The 23,023-nt window shown below is 67.6% G+C and carries 20 protein-coding genes and 1 pseudogene; 5 read left to right on the top strand and 16 right to left on the bottom strand.

Annotation, left to right across the window (positions count from 1 at the left end):
- The first annotated feature begins 29 nt into the window (after positions 1–29).
- Positions 30–920, top strand: a complete 891-nt coding sequence (locus J2728_RS13340; RefSeq protein ID WP_309999815.1) for an MBL fold metallo-hydrolase — start codon at positions 30–32, stop codon at positions 918–920.
- Here J2728_RS13340 and pdxH read toward each other — a convergent pair.
- Positions 917–1,585, bottom strand: coding sequence for a pyridoxamine 5'-phosphate oxidase (pdxH, locus tag J2728_RS13345; protein ID WP_310000114.1), 669 nt, complete (start codon positions 1,583–1,585; stop codon positions 917–919). The genes J2728_RS13340 and pdxH overlap by 4 nt on opposite strands.
- A 106-nt stretch (positions 1,586–1,691) precedes the next feature.
- Between pdxH and J2728_RS13350 the strand changes: the two genes are divergently transcribed.
- The 3 genes from J2728_RS13350 (at position 1,692) to J2728_RS13360 (ending at position 3,402) form a co-directional block, all read left to right on the top strand.
- The gene (locus tag J2728_RS13350) at positions 1,692–2,390 is read left to right on the top strand and encodes a DnaJ domain-containing protein (protein ID WP_309999817.1); all 699 of its coding nucleotides are present in this window, start codon (positions 1,692–1,694) and stop codon (positions 2,388–2,390) included.
- 138 nt (positions 2,391–2,528) lie between these two features.
- Complete coding sequence (locus J2728_RS13355) at positions 2,529–2,945, top strand: organic hydroperoxide resistance protein (RefSeq protein ID WP_309999819.1); 417 nt, start codon at positions 2,529–2,531, stop codon at positions 2,943–2,945.
- 10 nt (positions 2,946–2,955) lie between these two features.
- Positions 2,956–3,402 carry a MarR family winged helix-turn-helix transcriptional regulator gene (locus J2728_RS13360; protein WP_309999821.1) on the top strand — a complete coding sequence of 149 codons (447 nt, stop codon included), beginning with the start codon at positions 2,956–2,958 and terminating at the stop codon, positions 3,400–3,402.
- A gap of 5 nt (positions 3,403–3,407) precedes the next feature.
- On the opposite strand, the gene J2728_RS13365 is transcribed toward J2728_RS13360, so the two are convergent.
- The 3 genes from J2728_RS13365 to J2728_RS13375 form a co-directional block, all read right to left on the bottom strand.
- Positions 3,408–3,809 carry a DUF4282 domain-containing protein gene (locus J2728_RS13365; protein WP_309999822.1) on the bottom strand — a complete coding sequence of 134 codons (402 nt, stop codon included), beginning with the start codon at positions 3,807–3,809 and terminating at the stop codon, positions 3,408–3,410.
- Positions 3,810–3,923: 114 nt separating this feature from the next.
- On the bottom strand, positions 3,924–4,472 hold the full coding sequence (locus tag J2728_RS13370) for a hypothetical protein (protein WP_309999824.1): 549 nt from the start codon (positions 4,470–4,472) through the stop codon (positions 3,924–3,926).
- 81 nt (positions 4,473–4,553) lie between these two features.
- Positions 4,554–5,168 carry a TetR/AcrR family transcriptional regulator gene (locus J2728_RS13375; protein WP_309999825.1) on the bottom strand — a complete coding sequence of 205 codons (615 nt, stop codon included), beginning with the start codon at positions 5,166–5,168 and terminating at the stop codon, positions 4,554–4,556.
- Between the two features lie 117 nt (positions 5,169–5,285).
- Here J2728_RS13375 and J2728_RS13380 point away from each other — a divergent pair, with 117 nt between their 5' ends.
- On the top strand, positions 5,286–6,611 hold the full coding sequence (locus tag J2728_RS13380) for an oxygenase MpaB family protein (RefSeq protein WP_309999827.1): 1,326 nt from the start codon (positions 5,286–5,288) through the stop codon (positions 6,609–6,611).
- Positions 6,612–6,650: 39 nt separating this feature from the next.
- Here J2728_RS13380 and J2728_RS13385 read toward each other — a convergent pair whose 3' ends face one another.
- From J2728_RS13385 to J2728_RS22405, 12 genes and pseudogenes are all read right to left on the bottom strand, one after another.
- Positions 6,651–7,694 (bottom strand): NAD(P)-dependent alcohol dehydrogenase, encoded by a 1,044-nt coding sequence (locus tag J2728_RS13385; protein WP_309999830.1) that lies wholly within the window; start codon positions 7,692–7,694, stop codon positions 6,651–6,653.
- 230 nt (positions 7,695–7,924) lie between these two features.
- Positions 7,925–9,880, bottom strand: coding sequence for a penicillin-binding protein 2 (mrdA, locus tag J2728_RS13390; protein ID WP_309999832.1), 1,956 nt, complete (start codon positions 9,878–9,880; stop codon positions 7,925–7,927).
- 285 nt (positions 9,881–10,165) lie between these two features.
- Positions 10,166–12,271 (bottom strand): flagellar biosynthesis protein FlhA, encoded by a 2,106-nt coding sequence (gene flhA, locus J2728_RS13395; protein WP_309999833.1) that lies wholly within the window; start codon positions 12,269–12,271, stop codon positions 10,166–10,168.
- 138 nt (positions 12,272–12,409) lie between these two features.
- Complete coding sequence (gene flbD, locus J2728_RS13400; protein WP_309999837.1) at positions 12,410–13,777, bottom strand: sigma-54-dependent transcriptional regulator FlbD; 1,368 nt, start codon at positions 13,775–13,777, stop codon at positions 12,410–12,412.
- Between the two features lie 67 nt (positions 13,778–13,844).
- A complete protein-coding gene (gene fliN / locus J2728_RS13405; protein WP_309999838.1) occupies positions 13,845–14,177 on the bottom strand; it encodes a flagellar motor switch protein FliN in 333 nt (110 codons plus the stop codon).
- Positions 14,178–14,192: 15 nt separating this feature from the next.
- Positions 14,193–14,831: a FliH/SctL family protein gene (locus tag J2728_RS13410; RefSeq protein WP_309999840.1), complete on the bottom strand. Its 639-nt coding sequence runs from the start codon at positions 14,829–14,831 to the stop codon at positions 14,193–14,195.
- A 10-nt stretch (positions 14,832–14,841) separates the two neighbouring features.
- Positions 14,842–15,858 carry a flagellar motor switch protein FliG gene (gene fliG / locus J2728_RS13415; protein WP_309999842.1) on the bottom strand — a complete coding sequence of 339 codons (1,017 nt, stop codon included), beginning with the start codon at positions 15,856–15,858 and terminating at the stop codon, positions 14,842–14,844.
- A gap of 5 nt (positions 15,859–15,863) precedes the next feature.
- Positions 15,864–17,516 (bottom strand): flagellar basal-body MS-ring/collar protein FliF, encoded by a 1,653-nt coding sequence (gene fliF / locus J2728_RS13420; protein WP_309999844.1) that lies wholly within the window; start codon positions 17,514–17,516, stop codon positions 15,864–15,866.
- A 268-nt stretch (positions 17,517–17,784) separates the two neighbouring features.
- Positions 17,785–18,066, bottom strand: coding sequence for a CtrA inhibitor SciP (gene sciP / locus J2728_RS13425; RefSeq protein ID WP_013080463.1), 282 nt, complete (start codon positions 18,064–18,066; stop codon positions 17,785–17,787).
- A 167-nt stretch (positions 18,067–18,233) separates the two neighbouring features.
- A complete protein-coding gene (gene flgE, locus J2728_RS13430; protein ID WP_309999845.1) occupies positions 18,234–19,988 on the bottom strand; it encodes a flagellar hook protein FlgE in 1,755 nt (584 codons plus the stop codon).
- A 224-nt stretch (positions 19,989–20,212) separates the two neighbouring features.
- Positions 20,213–20,890: pseudogene (locus tag J2728_RS13435) on the bottom strand (flagellar hook assembly protein FlgD); the annotation flags it as partial.
- Positions 20,891–20,899: 9 nt separating this feature from the next.
- Entirely contained in the window at positions 20,900–22,741 is a 1,842-nt protein-coding gene (locus J2728_RS22405; RefSeq protein WP_473701037.1) for a flagellar hook-length control protein FliK, read from the bottom strand.
- Positions 22,742–23,023: the final 282 nt, after the last annotated feature.

Genomic DNA, 23,023 nt, shown 5'->3' on the forward strand with positions numbered 1-23,023 from the left:
ACGACGAGAGGCCCGAACGGAGCGACAGCATGATCCCCTTCGTCCGCGAGCTGGCCTTCGAGTACGGGCGTTGCGATCAGGTCTCGCCCCTGATCCGACGGGTCATCGCCCGTAATCCCGGGCCGTTCACCTACACCGGCACGGGAGTCTACATCGTGGGCCAGGGCCAGGTGGCGGTGATCGATCCTGGCCCCGACCTGCCGGAACACTTCGAGGCGCTGAAGGCGGCGCTGGCCGGCGAGCGCGTCAGCCACGTGCTGGTCACCCACCACCATCTGGACCACAGCCCCCTCGCCCGCCCGCTGGCCGAGCTGTTCGGCGCCAAGGTCCTTGGCCGTCCCGCGCCGCCCGATCATAGCGAGGCCGCCGCGCCGGGTCTGGAGGAAGGCGCCGACGATCGCTTCCGTCCCGACGTCGAGCTCGCCGACGGCGACGTGATCAGCGGCCCCGGCTGGACGCTGGAGGCGGTGGCGACGCCGGGCCACACCTCCAATCACGTCTGCTTCGCGTTGAAGGAGGAGAACGCCCTCTTTTCCGGCGACCACGTCATGGGGTGGTCAACGACGGTGATCACGCCGCCGGACGGCGACATGGGCGACTATTTCGCCAGCCTGGCCAAGGTCCGGGCGCGGAACTTCGACACGCTCTGGCCGACTCACGGCGCGCCGGTGCGGGAAGTGACGCCCTTCATCGACGCCTATATCGCTCACCGCCAAGCCCGCGAGGCGCAGATCCTGGAGGCGCTGGGCGCGGGCTTCACCTCGATCCCGGCCATGGTCCCCAGCCTGTACGCGGCCGTCGATCCGCGCCTGCACCCGGCCGCGGCGCTGTCTGTCCTGGCCCACATGAATCAGCTGGTGAAGGAAGGCCGCGTTCTGGCCGAAGGCGATGGGCTAGGCGGCCAGTACCGGCTGGCCTAGGGGAACAGCCGCTTGGTGGTCCAGCCGTCGGCGACGCGGTCGAAGACCAACCGCTCGTGCAGACGGAACGGGCGATCGCGCCAGAACTCAAGGGTGATCGGGACGATCCGATAGCCCGACCAGTGCGGCGGACGCGGCACCTTTCCCAAGCCGAACTTCAGGCCCATCTCGGCGACGCGCTTTTCGAGCGCCAGGCGGTCGGGCAACGGCTGGGACTGGTCGCTGGCCCAGGCGCCGATCTGGCTGTGACGGGCGCGGCTGGCGAAATAGGCGTCGGCCTCGGCCTCGGTCACCGGCTCGACCAGACCCCGGATCCGCACCTGGCGGCGCAGGGACTTCCAGTGGAACAGGATCGCGGCCTTGGGATTGGCCGCCAGCTCCCGCCCCTTGGCGCTGTGAGTGTTGGTGTAGAAGACGAAACCACGCGGGTCGAAGTCCTTCAGCAGCACCATCCGCGAGTCGGGCATGCCGTCGGCGTCGACCGTCGAGACGGTCATGGCGTTGGGATCGTTGAGCTCTTTCTTACCCGCGTCCTCCAGCCACTCGGCGAACAGGGCGAAGGGATCCGTCTCCGACAGAAGCGGGGGCGGGGTGGCCTCGGTGACCTGGCGGACATAGTCGTCCTGGCTGGGCGAGGCGGGGATCAGGGTCTGGTCGGCGCTCATGCGCTTCATATAGGCCCGCCCGTGGCGAGGGGCCACAGCCCCGACTCCGTAAGCTAAAGTCTTAACTTAACGCCCCGTTGACCATCCGGGCGGCAGGGTCGCGGCCATGACCGCCAAAGGCCCAGTTCTGACGCTTTTCGCGGCCCGCGCCCTGCTCGGCGTTGGGCCGGACGCGGACGATCGCGCGCTGCGCAAGGCCTATCGCGAGGCCGCCAAGCGGGCCCACCCCGATCGCCCGACCGGCGACGCGGCGCTGTTTCGCGACGTCCAGGCGGCCTACCGCCTGCTTCAGGACGCCTTGGCGCGTCCGACGAATTTCCCCCCGACCCTGGCCGCGCCGCCGGTCGCCGACCGCGCCTTTCTGGATATCGACATAGCCACCGCCGTCGCCGGCGGGGCGGAGGAATTGTCGATCGACGGCCGCCGCCTGCGCCTGAAGCTGCCGGCTGGCTTGCGCGCCGGCGACAAGGTGCGGCTGATGGACGTGCTGTTCGAGGTCCGCCACCGGCCGCTGGACGGCGCGTTGGTGCGCGGAGACGACCTGTGGCTGACCGGAAAGGTCGCCCCGCGCGTGCTGGCCGAGGGCGGCCGGGTCGAGGCCGATACGCCGCTGGGTCCCCGTCAGGCCTGGATCTCGACCAAGGCCGCCGATCGCGGCCTGGTCCGCCTGACTGGTCAGGGCCTGCCCGCCCGCGCCAACCACCGCGCTGGCGACCTCTTCCTGCGCCTGGAAGCCCGCGAGAGCGAGAAGGACAGCCTGGCCCGCTCGCTGCTGCGCCGCTTCGCGGCGGCCTGGGCCGCTTAGAAAGCGACGCCCCCAAATCCTCCCCCGCTGGGGGAAGATCTAAATAGATCGCGCGCGATCTTTTTTGCGGCACTGCTCTTGAAGTTATGTCGCGCACGATTAAATCGCTCACATCATTCGAGAGCGAGGAGTTTCGCCATGACCACCCTCTACACCACCCGCGCCACCGTCGTCGGCGGCCGCGAAGGCCACGCCCGCAGCGAGGACGGCCTGCTGGACGTTCAACTATCGATGCCCAAGTCGTTGGGCGGCAAGGAAACCGGCACGAATCCGGAGCAGCTGTTCGCCGCCGGCTACGCCGCCTGCTTCCAGAGCGCCATGGCGCACGTCGCCCGCACGCAGAAGATCGCCCTCACCGGTTCGACCGTCACGGGCCAGGTCAGCCTCGCCAGCGCCGGCGCGGGTTTCGCGCTGGAAGTCGCGCTGGAAGTCGAGACCCAAGGCCTCAGCCAGGCCGACGCCGAAGCGCTGGTCGCCACGGCTCACCAGGTCTGCCCGTACTCCAACGCCACGCGCGGCAATGTCGACGTGGCCATCAGCGTCAAGGCGGCGTAAGCCAGTCGACATGACAGAGACACCCGCGTCATCCGAAAGCCCTGTCGAGATTCTGCGTCTCGACAACCAGCTGTGCTTCGCCCTTTACGGCGCGGCCAACCGGATGACGCGGCTCTATCGGCCGATCCTGGACGCGCTTGGCCTGACCTATCCGCAGTACCTGGCCATGCTGGTGCTGTGGGAGCAAAGCCCGCGCACGGTGGGCGCCCTGGGCGATGCGCTGGATCTCGATTCCAGCACCCTGACCCCGCTGCTCAAGCGGCTGGAGGCGAGCGGCCTCGTCGAGCGCCACCGCGACCCGGGCGACGAGCGGCGGGTGATCGTGGCCTTGACCGAAAAAGGCCAGGCGCTGCGGGAGCAGGCGGTCAGTGTTCCGGAAAAGCTGTTCTGCGCGCTGGACCTGCCGCTAGAGGCGCTGACGACCCTACGCGAGCGGCTGAAAACGCTGGCGCGCTGAACGAGTCAGTCCTGCGAAACAGGGACTTCCGCCGACTGAGCCTGGCGGCGCGCCAGGAAGGCGGCGTGGTCGGCGTCGCTGGTCTGGCGCAGGGCGCGAAGGTCTTCGCTGATGCGGAAGATGGCGACGTAGAACTCGCAGAACGCCCGCCACAGCAGGACCAGCGCGCCGGCGACCAGAAGACCGGCCACCAGCACGGGGAAGGCCAGCAGCAGCGAGCCGACGCCCGGCTCCTTCAGCGCCAAGCCCACGGCGGCGCCCACGACCGAGAAGCCGAACAGGGCCACGACGCCCAGGCCCGCCCAGTAGATGAAGTGAATCACCGGCCCGGTGACCAGGCGATCGAACGTCAGAAGATCCCAAAGCAGCGAGTTGGACCCACGCTTGGTCTTATTGGCCGGAGGCATACGGGAACCCCAAGTCGGCGGAAAACCGCCCCTTTGCAGGCCATCGCTAGCAGCGAGAAGCCCGCTCGGCAATGCCGAGCGGGCCTCCTTATCACCGTCTTTGAAAACGATGGCTTACTGCGGCTTGGCGCCGGCGACGGTGGCGTCGATCTGGGCCTTGGTGGCCGTGGTCGAGACGCTGCCGTCCGCGCCCGCGCTCAGGCTGTTCCCCGGCAGGGCGAACTTCACGCCGCCATTGGTGACGATGACGTTGGTCGAGCCGTCGGCGCCGGTGCTGGTGCCGCTGATCTGGCCGACCGGAACGCCTTGGGCGTCCTTCACGGCCGAGCCGACCTTGAAGCTGGCGACATTGGCCGAGCTGGGGGTCGCGGCGCTGTCGGCGGTGTTGGCCGAGGGCGAAGTCATCGAGGATCCCGGCGCGGCCGAGGTGGCGCCCGGGCTGGTCATGGTCTGGCCCGGCGCGGTCATCTGGCCGGGAGCCGTCGTCGATTGACCCGGCGTGGTAGTCGTTTGGCCCGGGAGCGTTTGCCCCGGCGCGGTGGGCGCGCCCGTCGAGGGCGTACCCATCGAGGTCGAACCGGTGGAAGTGGTGCTCTGGGCGAAGGCGGCGCCGGCGAACGTCAGGGACGCGGCGGCGGCGAGCAGGGCGATCTTGTTGGTCATGTTCACTCTCCGTCGAGGCCCCACCCGGCGAAAACAACGTCACCTTCCCGCTACAGTTCCGTCGAAGAGTCGACGCGAACTCTACCGGGGCGCGTTTTTTGCCGCCGCCAGCGCCGAAATGTAGCCCTCCATCAAGCGCACCAGTTCGTCCTCAAGCCGCTGGGGATCGAGCGCCAGGTCCTGCTCGACCGTGGCCGCCCGCAACAGGCCGACGACGGCGTGGGTCAGCACGAACCCCGCCTCTGGCGAGAGGTCGAAACCCAACGCCGCCTTGCCGGCGATGGCGGCGAAGAACGACTGGTGATGGCGCGCCATCACCGCCTCGCCCTCGTCCAGCAACAGGGCGTCCAGCAGGGCGCGGCGGGTGTCGGGCGCCCCCTCGAAGGCGGTCGCCAAGGTGCGCACGATCAGCCTGACGGCGCCGAGTTCCGGACGCGCGATGACCAGATCGGCGATCCGGTCGCGCGCGGCCTCGGCCTTGCGATGGGCCAAGGCCGCCAGGATCGCCTGCTTGCCCCCAAAGTACTGGTAGAGCGTACCGACGCTGACCCCCGCGCGCTCGGCGATGTGGTTGGTGGTCAGGGCCTCGACACCGCCCTGCTCCAGAAGTTGAAAGGCCGCCTCGAGAATGGCCTCGACCGTCGCCTCCGAACGCGATTGCCGTGGCGTTCGTCTCGTTTTTTCAGGGACTTGCATCCGCGCAGCGCCGCCTTTCCGTATCAGGGCCAAGGCGAGTAGCCTGGGCCTACGGTAGGCGTAACCTATGATGCGAAAGCTGGATCCGTCACGGGTCCGCGACGTCACGAGGATCAGATGAGCACGCTGGACCAGGTCCTGGCCAAGGTCGCCTCGCAGAAGACCGCCCTGCCCGAACTCTATGGCGATATCGACTTCGACATCACGCCCGAGCGGTTCACGACGGACCCCAGACAGAGCGTCGCGCCAAGGCTGGCCCGCGCCAAGCTGGACGCGGACAAGATCGCCCTGATCAAGGCCTACACCATGCTGGGCGACGTGGTGGCCGACGCCTACGCCGCCCTGATGCCGCGCCATGGCTTCCGGCCGCTGGTCGCCATGCTGACCAAGGCCTGCGACGAGGGGATCGCGGCCGTGCCCGACGCCCCGCCAGAACTGGCCGCCTTCATCGCCGACATGGAGCGCGCGCCCGACTGGCTGGACATGGACTTGGTGCGAGAAGGCCAACGCCTGGACCGCAACGCCGCGGCCAACCTCGGCCCGTTCGCGATCCGGGGCGCGTTCATCGCCACCTTCATGAACAAATACGCCGCCCTCCCCATGGCGCTGACTGGGACCCTGTCCAACGACACCGCCGCGCGGCGGGTGAACGAGACGGCCACCTTCTTCACCGCCACCCTGCTGCCGGGATCGCTGGAACGACATGGCGCGGGCTTCCGCGCGGCGGCCATGGTGCGGCTGATGCACTCGATGGTGCGGTTCAACGCGCTGAAGCGCTCCAACCGCTGGGACGTCGGGGTCTATGGGATCCCGATCCCGCAGGTCGATCAGATGCCGGCCGGCCTGATCCCGATCTTCCTGATGAGCTACAAGATCGTCGGCGAGGGCCGGAAGACCTTCACCGCCGAGGAGCGCGCTCGGGTCGAGCTGGCCCGCTACCGCTGCTTCCTGCTGGGCCTGCCCGAGGACCTGCTGGCCGACACCCCGCAAGGGGTCGTCGACACCATGAACGCCCGTAGCGCCACCCTGCGCGCCGGCTTCGACGACGCCACCTGCGGCGAGCTGGTCCGCGCCACGCTGAACGCCTACCTGCTGCCCGACGAGCGGCCCGAGAACCGCCTGTTCGACAAGGTCGAGCGCGGGTTCTCGAAGGTCTTCTTCCTGCGCAACTTCATGAATGGCGACGTCGCCGCCGCCAAGCGCATGGGCGTCGAGATCGGGCCGCGCGACTTCATGCTGTTTGGGCTAGTGGCCCTGCTGGTGACCAGCCAGCTGACCGCCTATCGCCTGGCGCGACGGGTGCCGGGGCTTTCCGACATCGCCGACGCACGGCTCGTGGGACGGCTGAAGCGACAGCTGAAGCGCTACGGCCACGCCGAGTTCACCTCCGACGCCGAGAAGTACAGGCCGACCACCGGCGCCAAGCCGGCGGCGGCGGCTTAGGGGACGAGCCCGCGCGACGCGGGCCCGTCCGCCAGGCGTTTACAGAGTCGCCATGTCGATCACGAAGCGGTAGCGCACGTCGCTCTTGTGCATGCGCTTGTAGGCCTCGTTGATCTGGTCGATCGAGATGGTCTCGATGTCGGCGACGATGTTGTTCTCGCCGCAGAAGTCGAGCATTTCCTGGGTTTCCTTGATCGAACCGATCATCGAACCGGCCAGGGTGCGGCGACCAGGGATCAGGGCGAAGGCGTTCAGCGGCACCGGCTCTTCGGGCGCGCCGACGATCACCATGGTCCCGTCGATCTTCAGCAGGGCCAGGTACGCGCCCCAGTCCAGCGGCGAGGAGACGGTGCAGATCAGCAGGTCGAACGTGTCGGCCAGGGTCTCGAAGGTCTTCGGGTCGTTGGTGGCATAGTAGTGGTCCGCGCCCAGGCGCAGGCCGTCGGCCTGCTTGGACAGGGTCTGGCTCAGCACCGTGACTTCCGCCCCCATGGCGTGGGCCAGCTTGACGCCCATGTGGCCCAGGCCGCCCATGCCCAGGATCGCGACCTTCTTGCCGGGACCCGCGTTCCAGTGGCGCAGCGGCGAGTAGAGCGTGATGCCCGCGCACAGCAACGGCGCGGCGGCGTCCAGCGGCAGGTTTTCCGGGATCGACAGGACGTAGTCTTCCTTGACCACGATATGGTCGGAATAGCCGCCGTAGGTCGGGGTTTCCGAACCGGGCTCGAAGGCGCTGTAGGTCAGCACCAGGCCCGGCTGGTACTGCTCGCGGTCGAGGTCGCGCGCGGCCTTGCAGGTGACGCAGCTGTCGACGAAGCAGCCGACGCCGACGGGGTCGCCTTCCTTGAACTTGGTGACATTGGCGCCGACGGCGGTGACCACGCCGGCGATCTCGTGGCCCGGCACGATCGGATAGACGCTCTGGCCCCAGCCGTTGTCGACCATGTGGATGTCGGAGTGGCAGACGCCGCAGTACTTGATCGAGATGACGACGTCGTCGGGATTGGGGTCGCGGCGTTCGAAGGTGAACGGCGCCAGGGGCGCGCCAGCGGCGGGCGCCGCATAGCCTTTAGCGGTGGCCATTCGGGATAGTTCCTTGGATTTGGAGATCGCGATCGGGGGAGGATCGCGTGCAGGGTGTTTGCCATATGGAGCCGCGCGGGCGGTAGACTAGTCCGCCGGACCGATTGCACGATCCTCCAGATCGTGAGTGCTGACGGCGGAGACTCGCGGCCAACCTCCCCGTTGTTCCCGCCCTGAAATGACGAGGATATACCGGCGATGGCAAAGCCAATCGCCAGCGCCTCCCCGCATCAGACCATCGGCCGCGCGCCGTCGCCAGAAGCGGGCGGCTCCGGCTCGACCAGGGGGAGCGGCATGGGTCGCTCGATGCGGGCGCGAATTTCTGGGTCTTTCAGCAGCGCCACGCGCATCACTTCGCGGGCTCGGGGCGCGGCGGCGCTGGACCCGAACATGCCGCCATGTTCGACCAGAACCGACATGGCGTAGCGAGGGTTGTCGTAGGGAGCGAAGGCGATGAAAAGGTTGTGGTCTTTCAGCTTCCAGGGAACGCCCTGATTGCTGCGCGATCCGGTTTGGGAATATTGGCGCACCTGGGCGGTGCCGGTCTTACCCGCCATCAGGACGTCGCCCAGCCCCAACTGGCTTTGCTTGTAGGCGCCACCGGTGGGGTCGTTGGCCACGGCGGCCATACCCGCCCGCACAATAGCCAAGTGTTCGGCCGGAATGGGAAGGTCAGGCACGGAGTCGCCATGGGGCTGGTCGACACCGCCAATCGACTTGACCAGTCGCGGGTTCAGAGCGCGCTTGCCGTTGGCCAGCCGCGCGCACATCACCGCGAGCTGCAGCGCGTTCACGTTGATGTAGCCCTGACCGATCCCGTACGGCACGGAGTCGCCCGGATGCCAGATCGGATCACGCTTGAAGGCCGCCTTCTTCCATTCGCGTGAACCCACCAGGCCTTTGCGTTGGCCGGGGATTCCCAGATCGAAGGTCTGGCCGAAACCCATGGCGGTCGCCGTCGCGTGGATCGGGTCCGGGCCGATGCGCAGCGCCATCTGGTAAAAATAGACGTCGCAGGAGTTCTTGATAGCGTCGTGCATGTTCTGCACGCCGTGACCGCCCTTCTTATGGCAGTGCCAGGTGCGGCCGCCGAAATACCAGCCGCCCGCGCAGACGACTCGTTCGGTCGGATCAACACCGGCGCTCAGCGCGGCCAACGCCACGGTCGGCTTGAAGGTGGAGCCCGGCGGATAGGTGCCGGCCATGGTCTTGTCCAACAGCGGCTTGCGCTCGTACTGCGCCAACGCCTTGTACTCCGCCCCCGACAGGCCCTTTACCAAGCGGTTGGCGTCGAAGCTTGGCGCGGAGGCCATGCACAGAAGGTCACCGCTCTGGCAATCGACCATCACAATCGCGCCGCTTTCGTCCCCCATGACCTCGAGCGCGCGATTCTGAATGTCGGCGTCCAGCGTGAGGCGGATCTCCTCGCCGGGCGTGGCCGCGATGTCGCCTTCCGGGTCCAGGCGCACGACCCGCCCTTGGGCGTCGACCTCTGCCTTGGTCGCGCCGGCACGCCCCCTGAGTTGGCGGTCAAATGCCTTCTCAACGCCCTGCTTGCCGATGCGGAAGCCGGGGTTGTGCAACAGGTTCTGATCCTGGCTGGCGTCGCCTTCGGCCGCCTTGAGATCGCGATCCGACGCTTTGGCGACATAGCCAATCACGTGCGCGAAGGCCCCGCCGAAAGGGTAGACTCGCACCTCCCCCATGTCCGCGGTCACGCTGGGAAGCTCAGGGGCCCGGATGTTGATACGAGAGAATTCCTCCCAAGAGAGATCCTCCATCACCACGACCGGCGCCTTCTTAGGCGCGCGGGCGATTTCCTTGAGCACACGGGCGCGACGGGCGTCGTCGATCGGGGCCAACTTCCGCAGGTCGGCCATGACCGCCGCGGCATCGAGACCCTTGTCCTTGGTGACGAGCAGACGGAAGTTGGGTCGGTTGGAAGCCAACGCCACGCCATTGCGGTCCAAGATCAAACCACGTGGCGGCGGGACGAGGCGGTAGTTGAACTGATTTCCCGCCGAGAGCGTCTGGTAGCGCCGCGCCTCGACTAGTTGCAGCTGCGCCAGGCGTCCACCAAGAGCCAGTAAGCCGGCGCCCGTGAGCCCGCCAATCAGAAACGCGCGCCGGTGGAAGACTCCTTGGCGCTCGTTCACCTCGGAGAAGAAAATAGAGGGTTCGCTCATGCCGACTCAACCAGACCTTGTCGCGACCACATCACGCGGACGGTTAGCGTCAAGTTGGTTTTCAAGCCCCGCGACAGCAATGAAGCCCGCGCTGCGCAAAGTCCGCTCAGGGACTCGCGCCGCGAACAGCGCGGGCGCGATATCCAGATCTTCAGATCGCCACCGTGAGCGAGAAAGGGGCCGAACCGCTGGCGCCGCCCTTGCTAGCTGAACCAGGGGTTCCCGCCACAAGGGCGGGAATGACGGGGAGATAGAAAGTTAGGCCAAGTGCGCGTCGACGAGCCTCTACACCATCCCCACCGTGCGCAGTCGGGCGCGGGGGTGGATTTCGTTCTGGCTCATCACCACGGTCTGGCCGCGGAAGCGCTCGATGATCGAGCGGACATAGGGGCGCACGCCCGGGCTGGTCAGCAGGACGGGCGCCTCGCCGGCCAGGGCCGCGCGCTCGAAGGCGTCGCGGACGCCGCGGATGAAGTCCTGCAGACGCGAGGGCGGCAGGGCCAGCTGCTTGTCGTCGCCAGGGCCGATCAGGCTTTCGGCGAAGGCCTGCTCCCAGTCGGCCGACAAGGTGATGATCGGCAGGGCGCCGTCGTCGCCGCGGTTGGCCCAGCAAAGCTGACGCGCCAGGCGCGCGCGAACCTGCTCGACCAGCAGGGTGACCGAGGCCGTGTGCGGCGCGGCCTCGCCGATGCCTTCCAGGATCTGCGGCAGATCGCGGATCGAGACCCGCTCGCGTAGCAGCGACTGCAGCACGCGCTGGACGGTGGCGGCGGTGGCGGTGCCCGGGATAAGGTCGTCGACCAGCTTCCTCTGCGCCTCGGGCAGCTCCTTCAGCAGCTTCTGGACCTCGGCGTAGGACAGCAGGTCGGCCATGTTCTCCTTGAGGATCTCGGTCAGGTGCGTGGTCAGCACCGTGGCCGGATCCACGACCGTATAGCCGCGGAAGGTGGCCTCCTCGCGCAGGTCGTCGGCGATCCAGGTGGCCGGCAGGCCGAAGGCGGGCTCGCGCACGTGCTCGCCGGGCAGCTCGACCTGGCCGCCGCGCGGGTCCATGCACATCAGCATGCCCAGCCGCACCTCGCCGGCGCCGGCTTCCATTTCCTTGATGCGGATGGCGTAGCCCTGGTTGGCCAGGCGCATGTTGTCCAGGATGCGGACCGGCGGCATGACGAAGCCATACTCGCTGGCCAGGGTCTTGCGCAGGGCGCGGATCTGGTCGGTCAGCTTGCGGCCGTCCAGGTCGTTGATCAGGGTCAGCAGGCCATAGCCCAGCTCGATCTTGACGTCATCGATGGCGAGGGAGGCGCTGATCGGCTCTTCCTCGGCCTCGGCGGGCGCGGCGGCGTCGAGGGCGGCCGGGTCTATCTGTTCGGGCGCCTTGGCGTCCTGAATGCGCTTGTAGGCCAGCAGGCCCGAACCGACCGCCACGGCCGCGAACGGGATGATCGGCATGCCGGGGATCAGGGCCATGACGCCGGCCGAGGCCGAGACCATGCCCAGACCGACCGGGTTCATGGCCAGCTGGGTGGTCAGGGCCTTGTCGGCCGAGCCTTCGACGCCGGCCTTGGACACGACCATGCCGGCGGCGATCGAGATGACGAGGGCCGGGATCTGGCTGACCAGGCCGTCGCCGATGGTCATGATGGTGTAGGTCGAGGCGGCCTCGCCGATCGGCAACTTGTGCTGCACGACGCCGATGATGATGCCGCCGATGATGTTGATCGCCGTGATGATCAGGCCGGCGATCGCGTCGCCCTTCACGAACTTGCTGGCGCCGTCCATGGCCCCGAAGAACGTGCTTTCCTGCTCCAGTTCCTTGCGCCGGATCTTGGCGCCTTCCTGGTCGATCAAGCCCGTCGACAGGTCGGCGTCGATCGCCATCTGCTTGCCCGGCATCGAGTCCAGGGTGAAGCGGGCCGCCACTTCGGCGATCCGGCCCGAACCCTTGGTCACGACCATGAAGTTCACGACGATCAGGATGATGAAGACGATCACCCCGATGACGAAGTTGCCCTGCATCATCAGGTGACCGAAGGCCTCGATCACCGCGCCGGCGCCGCCCGTGCCTTCCTGGCCGTGGCCGAGGATCAGGCGGGTCGAGGCGATGTTCAGGCCCAGTCTGTACAGCGTCGCGACCAGCAGGACGGTCGGGAACGAGGTGAATTCCAGCGGCTTCTTGATCAGGATCGCCGTCATCAGGATCAGCACCGATCCCGTCAGCGAAATGGCCAGCAGCAGGTCCAGCAGGAACGACGGAACCGGCAGGATCAGCAGGACGATGATGCCGACGACGCCCAGCGCCAGGCCCATCTCGCCGCGCATGAATCCGTCGATCAGCGACTTGGCGCTGGGGACGGATCGAGCAGCTGTCGGAGCGGCGGCGTCGGCCATTCGGAACCTTGGAAAGGTGAAGGTCTAGCGGACCAGCGATTGAAGCGATTTGCGGTCCGCCGCCATATCCTTAATGAAAATTAGCCATGTTCGGCGCCGGACCGATGGTCGCGGCGCCGCGACATGTCGCCGCCCGACCTAGGCGGCGGCGCCGACCCCGCCCTGGGGCGGCGGCACCGGCACGCCGGCGTCGGAATATTCCTTCAGCTTGTTGCGCAGGGTGCGGATCGAGATGCCCAGGATGTTGGCCGCGTGGGTGCGGTTGCCCAGGCAGTGCTCCAGCGTGTCGATGATCAGCTTCTGCTCGACCTCGGCGACCGTCGAGCCGACGAACGCGCGCGAGACGGCGTCGGCGGCCATCTGGGCGCCGCGAGCGACCGCCGCGTCCGGGGCCGGCGCCAGTTGCTGGCCGTCCGGCAGGCGGATGGCGAATTCCTCGATCTCGGCGCCCGTCGACAACAGCACCGCGCGGTGCATGGCGTTCTCCAGCTCGCGGACGTTGCCGGGCCAGCGGTGGGCGATCAGGCGACGCTTGGCCTCGGCCGAGATCGGCTTTTCCGGCACGCCATTGGCGGCCGAGTACTTCTTCACGAAGAACTCGCACAGGCTGATCACGTCGGCCGGACGCTCGCGCAGCGGCGGCAGCCGCAGGTTCACGACGTTCAGGCGGTAGAGCAGGTCCTCGCGGAACGTCCCGTCCTTCACGGCCTGGGTCAGGTCGCGGTTGGAGGTCGCCAGGATGCGGATGTCGACCTTCACGGGCTTGGCGCCGCCGACGCGGTCGATCTCGCGCTCCTGGATCGCGCGCAGCAGCTTGGCCTGCAGGCGCACGTCCATCTCGCTGATTTCGTCCAGCAGCAGCGTGCCGCCGTTGGCTTCCTCGAACTTGCCGATGCGGCGGGCCATGGCGCCGGTGAAGGCGCCCTTCTCGTGGCCGAACAGCTCGCTTTCCAGCAGGTTCTCGGGGATGGCGGCGCAGTTGACGCTGATGAACGGCGCCTTGGCCCGGCGTGACTTGCCATGGACGTAGCGGGCCATGACTTCCTTACCCGAGCCGCTCTCCCCGGTGATCAGGATCGAGGCCTCGGAGGGCGCGACCTGGTCGGCCAGCTTGATGACCTGCTCCATGGCCGGGTCGCGGACGACCATCGGACGCTCGTCGTCGGTGACGGCGGCCAGGACGGCGGCGATCAGCTCGGCGTCGGGCGGAAGCGGGATGAACTCCTTGGCGCCGGCCTTGATGGCCGCGGCGGCGCGCATCGGATCGGCGTCGACCCCGCAGGCCACCACCGGCACCCGGATTCGCTCGGCCTCGTTGGCGGCGATCAGACCGGCGATGTCGAGGGCGTAGTCGACCATCAGCAGGTCCGCGCCCTGCCCCGCTCGCAGCGCGGTCGTCGCCTGCTCCGGCGTTTCGACGTGCGAGACCTTGGCCCCCGCGTTCATCGCCATCTTCACGGCGACCGAGAGCTGCCCGTTCAGTTTTCCGACGACCAGAAGCCGCATCTCTTACTCTCCCGAAGCTCTTCCTGGGGAAGAACCCAAATCCTTGAAGTCCTTGGCGTTCGGAACCTTAGTTCTGATCGCCGTCCTTGATGATTTCCGTCATGGTCACGCCCAGGCGCTCGTCGACGACGACGACCTCGCCCCGGGCGACCAGGCGGTTGTTGACGTAGATGTCGATCGCCTCGCCGACCTTGCGGTCCAGCTCGAGGATCGAACCCTGGCCGAGCTGCAGCAGCTGCGCCACGGACATGTGGGCGCGGCCCAGCACGGCCGAGATGTTGACCGGGACGTCGAAGACCGGCGCCAGGTCGGAGGCGGTCTTGTCGGCGATTTCGACCGGCATTTCGGAGGCCAGCATCTGGCCACCGAATTCGTCGAGCGTGAGGTTGTCTTCGGCCATCGGGGTCAGCCTTGCTTATGAGAACATGGGTTCGGCATGGAGGCCTTCGGCGGCGATCGCCGCTTCCAGCGCTTCGGCGACGCGCTGGGCGGCGCCGTCGGGATCAAAGGCCGCGCGGCCCTCGCCCCAATCGAAGGTAAAGGCGGCCGGCGGCATGGCGCCATCGGCCCGGGCGACGATCTGCCCCTGGTAACCGATCTGCGCCGCGACGCCTTCGAGCGCTTGCTGGGCGCGCTCCTCCATCTCGGGCGAGACGCGGACGAAGATGCGCGGTTGAGCCTCGACCTCGCGGGCCAGCGCCTCGAGGGCGGCCGTGACCGGCGCTTCGGGGAAGTGTGTCAGGGCCGCGTCGGCGATCTTGCGCGCGCAGGCCAGCGCCAGCATGGCGGCGCCTTCGCGGTGCTCGTGAGCGACGTTGGTCAGGGCGGCGAACGCCTCGCGCACCGCGCCGGCGACATCGGCCAGGGCGTGGGCGGCCTCCTGTTCGGCGCGCGCCACGGCCGAACGCTCGCCCTCGGCATAGGCCTGGGCCTTGGCGGCCTCGACTTCTTCGAGGGTGAAGTTCTTCTTCACCTTGGGCGGCTCGTAGGCGACGCCGCCACGATCGTCGAAGACCGTGTCGAAGGCGAACTTGCGAGGGGGGGTGTCGATCATGCCATCCGCCTCAGTAGATCAGCTCGTCTTCGCTGCCCGAGCCGGCCAGCATGATCTCGCCCTTGGCGGCGAGGTCCTTGGCGACCTGGACCATGCCCACCTGGGCGGCGTCGACGTCCTTCAGGCGCACGGGGCCCATGCTGTCCATGTCCTCGCGCATGATCTTGGCCGCGCGCTCGGACATGTTCGAGAAGAACATGTCGCGCAGCTTGTCCGAGGCGCCCTTCAGCGCCAGGGCCAGCTGCTCCTTCGGCGTGCCGCGCAGCAGGGTCTGGATGCCGCCGGGGTCCAGCTTCGACAGGTCCTCGAACACGAACATCAGGGCCCGGATGCGCTCGGCCGCCTCGCGGTTGCGCTCTTCCAGGGCGGCGATGAAGCGCGCCTCGGTCTGACGGTCGAAGTTGTTGAAGATCTCGGCCATCATTTCGTGGCTGTCGCGCTTCGACGTCCGCGCCAGGTTCGACATGAACTCGGTGCGCAGCGTCATCTCGATCTTGTCGAGGATCTCGCGCTGCACCGGCTCCATGCGCAGCATCCGCGTGACGCATTCCAGAGCGAAGTCCTCGGGCAGGCAGGCCAGCACGCGGGCGGCGTGGTCGCTCTTCACCTTCGAGAGCACGACCGCCACGGTCTGCGGGTATTCGTTCTTCAGATAGTTGGCGAGCACGGCCTCGTTCACGTTGCCGAGCTTGTCCCACATGGTTCGACCCGCGGGACCGCGGATTTCCTCCATCAGGGCGTCGACCTTGTCGGGCGGCATGAACGAGGCCAGTAGGCGCTGGGTCTGTTCGTACGAGCCCATGATCGCGCCGGTCGAGCTCATGCCCGACACGAACTCGACCAGCAGGTCTTCGACCACCGAGGCCGAAACCGTGCCCAGGCCCGCCATGGCCTGCGAGACTTCCTTGATTTCCTCGTCGTCGAGGGCTTCCCAGATACGGGTGTGATCCTCGCCCAGGGCTAGCAGCACGATGGCCGCCTTTTCAGGCCCCGAGAGCTTCTTGACGTCGTTGACCGCGACTTTCATGGCCGTCAGCTCGACTCATGCAGCCAGTTGCGAAGGATCGCGACCGACTCTTCGGGGTGCTTCTCGACGAACTCCGACACGCGCTTGATCGACGAGGCCTTCACCTGGCCTTCGATCTTGGCGATGTCGATGCGCTGGTCGATGTCGCTGACGGGACCCGCGATGGCCAGGGGCTCGCCGTCTCCGTCCACCACGACCTGCTGCTGGGTGCCGTCCGACAGCGTGATCATGCGCGTCACCGGCTGGCCCGAGCCGCTCGGCAGCGAAGCCACGACGTTCGGCTCGGACAGGTTCTTGATGAACGGCCGGACCGCGAACAGCAGGATCAGGATGGCCACGATCCCCAGCACGCCCAGCTCGGCGGCGCGCATGATGTCGTTCTTGTCGAAGCCCGCCAGCAGGCCTTGCTTTTCGAGACCCTGGTCCTCGGGCTGCGGGAACTTGATGTTGGTGACCTTGACCTGGTCGCCCCGCGCGGCGTCGAAGCCGACGGCGGTCTTCACCAGATCCTCGATCTGCTGGATTTCCTGAGCCGAGCGCGGCGTATAGGCGCCAGGCTTTCCATCCTTGCTGGGCGGAGCGGTCACGCCGTCGATGGCGACCGCGACGGCGACCTTCTTGATCGTGCCCGGCTCCTGGACGGTGGTCTTCACCGACTTGGAGATCTCGTAGTTGGTGACGCTCTCGTTCGCGCCGGCCCGCGACCCCAGTTGCTGGAAGCCGTTGGCGCCCTGCCCCGGGACGTTGGCGGTCGCCGTCGCGCCCGAGTTGTCCTCGTTCTTGTTTTCCTGGCTGTTCGACTCGTTGGTGCTCTCCGAACGGACCACCTGACCATCCGGGTCGAAGCGTTCTTCCTGGGTCGTGACACGGTTCAGGTCGAGCTCGGCGGTGACGTTGACGCGAGCCTTGCCCGGGCCCAGCACGCCCTCGATCATGTCCTTGACGGTCTTGGCGATGCGCGCCTCGGCCTCGGTCTTGCGGTCCTGGGCTTCCTTGCCGGCCAGGCTCTCGTCGCTGGGCGCCGACAGGGTCTTGCCGTGCTGGTCGATGACCGCGACCTTCTCGGCCTTCATGTTCGGGACCGCCGACGAGACCAGGTTCTGGATGGCGTGGACCATGTCGGTCGACGGCTCGCGCGAGCCGACCCCGATGGTGACGGCGGCCGAGGGCTGCTCGGAATCCTCCTCGAACAGCTGGCGCTTGGGCAGGACCAGGTGGACGCGGACGCTGTTGACGCCCTGCATCGCCTTGATCGTGCGCTCCAGCTCGCCCTGCAGGGCGCGCTGGCGGTTCAGTTGCTGGACGAAATCGGTCTGGCCCAGGGCGTTGCCGCCGTCGAAAATCTCGTAGCCGATGGAGCCGGAGCTCACGAGCCCCTTGCCGGCCACCATCAGGCGGGCGCTGGCGACCTTGTCGCGCGGCACCATGATGGTCGAGCCGTCGCCCTTGGTCTCGTACTTGATGCCGGCCTGGCTCAGAGCCTGGGTGACCTCCGAGGCCTCTTTCAGGTCGAGGTTCGAATAGAGCAGCTCATTGGGCTCCTTGCCCATGAACATGATGAGGGCCACCAGCACGGCCACCACGCCCGCGCCGACGCCCAGCATCGCGGCCAACCGACCGACGCCGAACCTCTGAATTGAACCCAGAAAGCTTTCCACGAAGCCCCATCCCCTGATCAACGACCCCAAAGGGGACGCCCGGCGAACGCGAACGAAGCGCGCGTCGGTAGGCAGGATTTACCCAGTACAAGGTAAACGAGGCGTTTATATTTGGCCGTGGAAGCGACGCCATGGGGCGCCAAAACGTCGCGGCCGCGCCCCGGGGGGCGCGGCCGCTGAACGTCGTCAAACCCTTTTGGCTCAAGGCCTGCAAGGTTCTCGATGTATCTGGGGACGGTCAACGCGACGCCCCCCCCCCGCGCCATTATCAACGGTACTGCTGGATCCGAGTGGTCCGCAGGCCCGCCATGCCATGGCGATCGATCGACTGCTGCCAAGCGAGGAATTCCTCGTTGGTCAGCTTATAGCGGTCACAAGCCTCGTCCAACGAGAGCAGGCCACCGCGAACGGCGGCCACGACCTCGGCCTTGCGACGGATGACCCAACGCTGGGTCTCCGGCGGCGGCAAATCGGACAGGGTGAGCGGCGCGCCAGTGGGCCCGATCACGTACTTCTCACCCCGGCTGTTCGTGCGCTGCTGCTGCAACATGGCTTTACGCCTTTCCCACAACCATCACTGTTGGAGGCCACTATAGGGACCGCCTAATAACAGCGGCTTAATCCCAATAGTAAAGAAAGGCCTAAACAAGACGGCTCTTAGCACTCCGCCGCGCCTCAAAGTGAGACACGAGTATTAAAGAAAGTTAAATCCTATGATCAGCGCTTAATATTCAGAAGCTCCTCAAGCATCTGATCCGCCGTGGTGATGATCTTCGACGAAGCCGAGTAAGCACGTTGCGTGGTAATCAGGCCGGTAAACTCGGTCGACAGGTCGACGGTCGAAGCTTCCAGCGTCGAGGGAGCAAGCGCGCCGGCCCCACCTTGGCCCGGAGCCTTAAGGCTATAGGTGCCGCTTTCATTGGTGACGCGGTAGGCGTTGCCGTTAACCCCCTTCAGGCCGTTGGGGTTCGAGAAGGTCGCGACAGCCACTTGGGCGATCCGGCGCGTGACGCCGTTATCGAAGATGGCCGAGACATAGCCATCGTCGTCCACCTCGATATTGGTCAGGTTGCCGAAGGCCGTGCCGTTGGTGTTCACCGACTGAACGACCGACTGGCTGTTGTACTGGGTCAGGCCGCCGGCGGCGCTGGCCAGGTCGATCTGGACGTTCTGGGTGTCGATGCCCAGACCGTCGGCCCAGGTCGGCTGCTGGACCGCCGGCGGAACCGCCGGGGCGGTGCCCGAAGCCATGATGGTGATCGCGGTCGGCACCGTGTTGCCAAAGAGGCCGCCCGTGCTCTGCAGCTTGCCGTCGGTGGTGAAGCCAACGATACCGCTGCTGATCAGGCCGTTGCCGTTGTTGGCCAGGTCGCCCGGCTTGGCGCGCAGTTCCGCGTACCACTGGTTCGGGCCCGGGCCCTTCAACAGCGACAGGGTGACGGTGCGCTGGCCGCCCTTGGAGTCCGACAGCGGAATCTGAATTTCGAAGTCCGGCTTGACGCCCTTGGTGTTGTCCTTGGCGTAGTCCGACATCGACCAGGTCTTCGGGTCATAGAGCTTGCCGGCCTTGGCGTCGGCGTCGGTGGTCAGGCCGAGGGCGGCCAGGTTGACAGTGGTCGGCGTGCCGGCGGTGTCGATGTCGACGGACGTCAACGTGCCGTTCGGAGCGGCGGCGGCCTTGGGCTTCAGCGTCGAGGACGCGATGTTGCCGGCGTTGTCGTAGCCGACGACGCCGCTGGCGATCACGACGCCATTTTCCTTGATCTCGACCTGATACTTGTTCTCGGCGCCGACGGGATTGGCGACCCCCGTCGCGCTGTAGACGACGTCATAGTTGTGGCTGACGGCGGGCGTGGCGCTGTCGAGCACGTTCGAGAACGAGGGCGAACCGGCGGTGCCGACCTTGTAGGACACCGCGGCTGCCACGGGTTGCTCGGAGCGCAAGTTGGCGTTGACGCCGACGCGGGTCGTCTTCTCGGCCGTGCCGCCGACGGTGCCGACATTGATCGACGACAGCTGCATCAGGTCCGAGGGGTCGGGCGTGATCGCGCCGGTCACCGGATCGGCCAGCCAGCCCTGCAGATAGAGGCCGGCGTCGTTGCGCAGGTAGCCCAGGCTGTCGAGCTGGAACGAACCGGCGCGGGTGAACGAACGCGTGTCGGTCGCCGCGAGGTTTTCCGGCTTCTCGGTGGTGACGAAGAAACCCGAGCCCGAGATCGACAGGTCCAGGTTCGAGGTCGTCGACTGGGTCAGGCCCTGCTGGCTGATGAATTGGTGCGTTTGAGCCTTCACGCCGCCGGCGCTGTAGGTCTGGTTCTTGCTGCCCGAGGTCACCAGCGTCGAGAAGTTCGAGCTGGAACGCTTGTAGCCGACGGTGTTGACGTTGGCGATGTTGTCCGAGATCGCGGCCAAGGCCGACGAGTTGGCGACCAGGCCGGAGACGCCGGCGAGCATGGCGCTGTTGATGCTCATAACGGTAATCCTGCGTTGAAGGGGTTCGAGGGTTCAGCGCGGTTTGCGTTTGGATCCTGGGGAAGACCGTCTTCCGGGGATCGCGTCGGCGTCGTTCTGACGCCCGGTCGAGAAGGTGATCAGGCGGCCTTGGGAGTCGCCGGATCGTTCGTGCCTGTGTCGGCGCCCGTGCCCGTGCCCGTGCCCGCGCCCGTGCCCGCGCCCGTGCCCGTGCCCGCGCTGGTCGCGGGGGCGGTGATGCCGATGACGTTGTCGATCGGGATGGCCTTGCCATCGACGATGACCTTGGACTGACCGGTGGAGTTATCCACGGCGCTGACGACGCCCTCGGTGCGGCCCTTGATATTGGTGACCTTGATGTCCTTGTTGTCCGCGCCCTTGGCCTTGACAGCGACAGTGTAGACCCCGCCGTCGGGCAGCTGGGCGCCGGTGTCGTCCTTGCCGTCCCAGGTCAGGGTGTGAGCGCCGCTCTTCTGGTCGTCGGGCTTCAAGGTGCGGACCACTTGGCCCGCCGCGTTCTTGACCTCGATCGTCAGCGCGGTCGAAGCGCCCGCCTGGGTCCAGGAGAAGGTCGCCTTGCCGCCCTTCAGCGTCGAGCTGTCGGTGGTTGCGGTGACCTGCTTGCCGATCATGCTGACGCCCTCGGACAGGCCCGTGCCGGTGTTCATCCCGACCAGGGCGGCCAGCAGGTCGTTGGTGATCAGTTGCTGCTCGACCCCCGTCATCTGAGTGATCTGCTGGGTCATCTGGGTGGTGTCGGTCGGCGACAGCGGGTCCTGGTTCTTCAGCTGCGTGGTCAGCAGCTTCAGAAAGGTCTCGGTGTTGCTCGCCATCGACGTCTTGCCGTTGTTGATACGGTCAAGGATGGAGCTGGTGTTCTGCGAGGAGACGGCGGCGGCCATGGGCGTTTCCTAGATCCGGATGTCCAGGCCGCTGTCGGCGGCCGTCTTCAGGCCGGGCAGCAGGTCGGAGGGGGTGACGACGATCTCTTCCTCGGCGGTCATGGCGGCCTGGAAGGCGCGGCCGTGGAAGGCGCGCTGCCCTTGGTCGTTCCAGCCGTCGAAGGCGAAGAAGGGGTTCGAATTCTGGCCGCCGTTCTGGCTGGAGACGTCGAACGACAGGGCGTTGTCGGCGACGTTGAAGCCGGCGTCGGCCAGGGCTTGGCGCAGCTCGTGGGCCTTGCCGCGCAGCTCTTGCGCCGCGTGGGCGGTGTCGAACCGCATCGAGGCGGTCAGGGCGCCGTCACGGGCGATCTCGATGCGCACATCGACCTTGCCCAGGCCGTCCGGCGTCAGCGCCACGTCGAAGCGGGTGGTCTTGGCGTCGGCCTTCTTGACGATCTCGGCCGAAAGGGCCGCGACGGTCTCGGGCGAACCGCGCACCGGGGCGGGCGCGGCGACGGGGGCCGAGGCGCTCGAGGCGGGAGCCGGCGCCAAGGGCTGGGGGGCGACGGTCGAGACCGGCGCGCTGGCCTGGGTCGGCGCTTCGACCACGACGACGCTGGCCGCGCTCGCGGTCTTGGCGTCGCCGCCAGCGCCCTCGATGTTGGAAGCGTCCGCGGCGGCGACGGCCGTCACGGCCTGGGCCGTTTCGACCGGAACGGCGTCGAGGGCCTTGGCCTGGATTTGATGCGGCGCGAGCGCCTTGGCCGTGTCGACGGGTTTGGCGACGGGAGCCGCTTCGGGCGCTTCGGCGACCTCGGCCACGGCCTGGGCGGCGACCGCTTCAACGGCGACGGCGGCGGCGGCGACCTCGACCTTGGCGGCGGCCACGATCGGCGCGGCGACGGGCGCGGGGGTCGGAGCGGAGGCCTGGGCGACGGCGGCCTTCGGCGTCTCCGCCGACGTCTTCGGCGTGTCTCCGGCCTTGGCCGTCGATGGCGCGGGAGCCTCGGCGACGGGCTGGTCGGCGACAACCGTCGACGGCGCGGCCGTCGCGCCGAGCTTGGTCAAGGCCTCCAGCGCGGCCGCGTCGACGGCGGCGGCGGGCTGGTCGGCGGGCGCCGCGGCGGCGGCCACGAGCTTGCTGGCGTCCTCGGTGTTCGTCGGCGTCGCGGTGGCGGCGGTGCTCGTCGGGGCGGCGGTCGTCGGAGCGACGGCTTCGGCGGTCTTGGCCAGGGTCGGTGTCGCGACGGCGGTCTCGACCAGGGCGGTGAAGACGGGCGCGGCCTCGGTCGCGACGGCGGGCGTCTCGACGGCGGGCTCCGAAGCCTCGGCGTCCACCTGGGTCTGGACCGGCGCTTGAGCCGGCGCGGCCATCGCCGCGATCAGGGCCGCGGCGGCGGCCGTCTGAGCGGCGGCGGCGTCGACCTTGGCGGCGTCCTGGCCGGGGCCGGCGTCGACGACCTGCTCGGCCTTGGCGTCAGCCTTTTCGGCCTTGCCCTCGGCATGATCGTCGGCGGCGTCGGCCTTGTCGGCGACCTTCTCCGCGGCCTGATCCTTCTGTTCGATCTTGTCGGCTCGGGCGTCCTGGACCGCGTCGGCGCGATCCGCGCGGTCGGCGGCGCCGGAGTCGGCCTTGGTCTCGGCCTTGGCGGGCCTGTCGGCGGCTTTGTCGTTGGGCTTGGACGAGCGCGCGTCGTCGCGAGCGTCGCTCTTGGACTCGGCGCGGGTCGATGCGCGGGGCGCGGGCGTGTCGCCCTTGCGGCCCGCGATGGCCATCAGGGCGTCAAAGCCGTCATTGGCCGACTTCGCGCCGACGGCCGGAGTCGGCGCGGCGGGAAGAGCGGCGGTGGGTGCGGCGATCGCGGTCATTCGCAGTCGAAGCTCGGTTGGCGGCGGTCCATGACGAACGCGCCTTTGCCGCCCCCTCCCAGCAATGGTCGGGCCAACTCGCCAAACACACTTCAAGTATTTGTTTTTATTGCGAGTTAACTCCCCGTTCACCCTTTTCCGACCGGCCTGAGCGGCGCTTTTTGCCCAGTCGAGGGGCTTTCCAACGACCGGACTTGCCGCGTCGGCGGGCCGCGGGCCGACTTGGCGCCGTCCTTGCGCATGACATCTCGTCGAATGTCCGACCCACGGAACTCTTCGCCA

This window comes from Caulobacter segnis (assembly GCF_031454995.1).
Lineage (GTDB): Bacteria > Pseudomonadota > Alphaproteobacteria > Caulobacterales > Caulobacteraceae > Caulobacter > Caulobacter segnis_E.

Coding starts and splice junctions, on each gene's coding strand:
- J2728_RS13355 (WP_309999819.1), top strand. CDS start 2,529: ATGACCACCCTCTACACCACCCGCGCCACCGTCGTCGGCGGCCGCGAA.
- J2728_RS13375 (WP_309999825.1), bottom strand. CDS start 5,168: ATGCAAGTCCCTGAAAAAACGAGACGAACGCCACGGCAATCGCGTTCG.
- flbD (WP_309999837.1), bottom strand. CDS start 13,777: ATGCGGCTTCTGGTCGTCGGAAAACTGAACGGGCAGCTCTCGGTCGCC.
- J2728_RS13370 (WP_309999824.1), bottom strand. CDS start 4,472: ATGACCAACAAGATCGCCCTGCTCGCCGCCGCCGCGTCCCTGACGTTC.
- J2728_RS22405 (WP_473701037.1), bottom strand. CDS start 22,741: ATGACCGCGATCGCCGCACCCACCGCCGCTCTTCCCGCCGCGCCGACT.
- J2728_RS13380 (WP_309999827.1), top strand. CDS start 5,286: ATGAGCACGCTGGACCAGGTCCTGGCCAAGGTCGCCTCGCAGAAGACC.
- J2728_RS13340 (WP_309999815.1), top strand. CDS start 30: ATGATCCCCTTCGTCCGCGAGCTGGCCTTCGAGTACGGGCGTTGCGAT.
- flgE (WP_309999845.1), bottom strand. CDS start 19,988: ATGAGCATCAACAGCGCCATGCTCGCCGGCGTCTCCGGCCTGGTCGCC.
- J2728_RS13360 (WP_309999821.1), top strand. CDS start 2,956: ATGACAGAGACACCCGCGTCATCCGAAAGCCCTGTCGAGATTCTGCGT.
- sciP (WP_013080463.1), bottom strand. CDS start 18,066: ATGTTGCAGCAGCAGCGCACGAACAGCCGGGGTGAGAAGTACGTGATC.
- flhA (WP_309999833.1), bottom strand. CDS start 12,271: ATGGCCGACGCCGCCGCTCCGACAGCTGCTCGATCCGTCCCCAGCGCC.
- J2728_RS13350 (WP_309999817.1), top strand. CDS start 1,692: ATGACCGCCAAAGGCCCAGTTCTGACGCTTTTCGCGGCCCGCGCCCTG.
- pdxH (WP_310000114.1), bottom strand. CDS start 1,585: ATGAGCGCCGACCAGACCCTGATCCCCGCCTCGCCCAGCCAGGACGAC.
- fliN (WP_309999838.1), bottom strand. CDS start 14,177: ATGGCCGAAGACAACCTCACGCTCGACGAATTCGGTGGCCAGATGCTG.
- mrdA (WP_309999832.1), bottom strand. CDS start 9,880: ATGAGCGAACCCTCTATTTTCTTCTCCGAGGTGAACGAGCGCCAAGGA.
- J2728_RS13365 (WP_309999822.1), bottom strand. CDS start 3,809: ATGCCTCCGGCCAATAAGACCAAGCGTGGGTCCAACTCGCTGCTTTGG.
- fliG (WP_309999842.1), bottom strand. CDS start 15,858: ATGAAAGTCGCGGTCAACGACGTCAAGAAGCTCTCGGGGCCTGAAAAG.
- J2728_RS13385 (WP_309999830.1), bottom strand. CDS start 7,694: ATGGCCACCGCTAAAGGCTATGCGGCGCCCGCCGCTGGCGCGCCCCTG.
- J2728_RS13410 (WP_309999840.1), bottom strand. CDS start 14,831: ATGATCGACACCCCCCCTCGCAAGTTCGCCTTCGACACGGTCTTCGAC.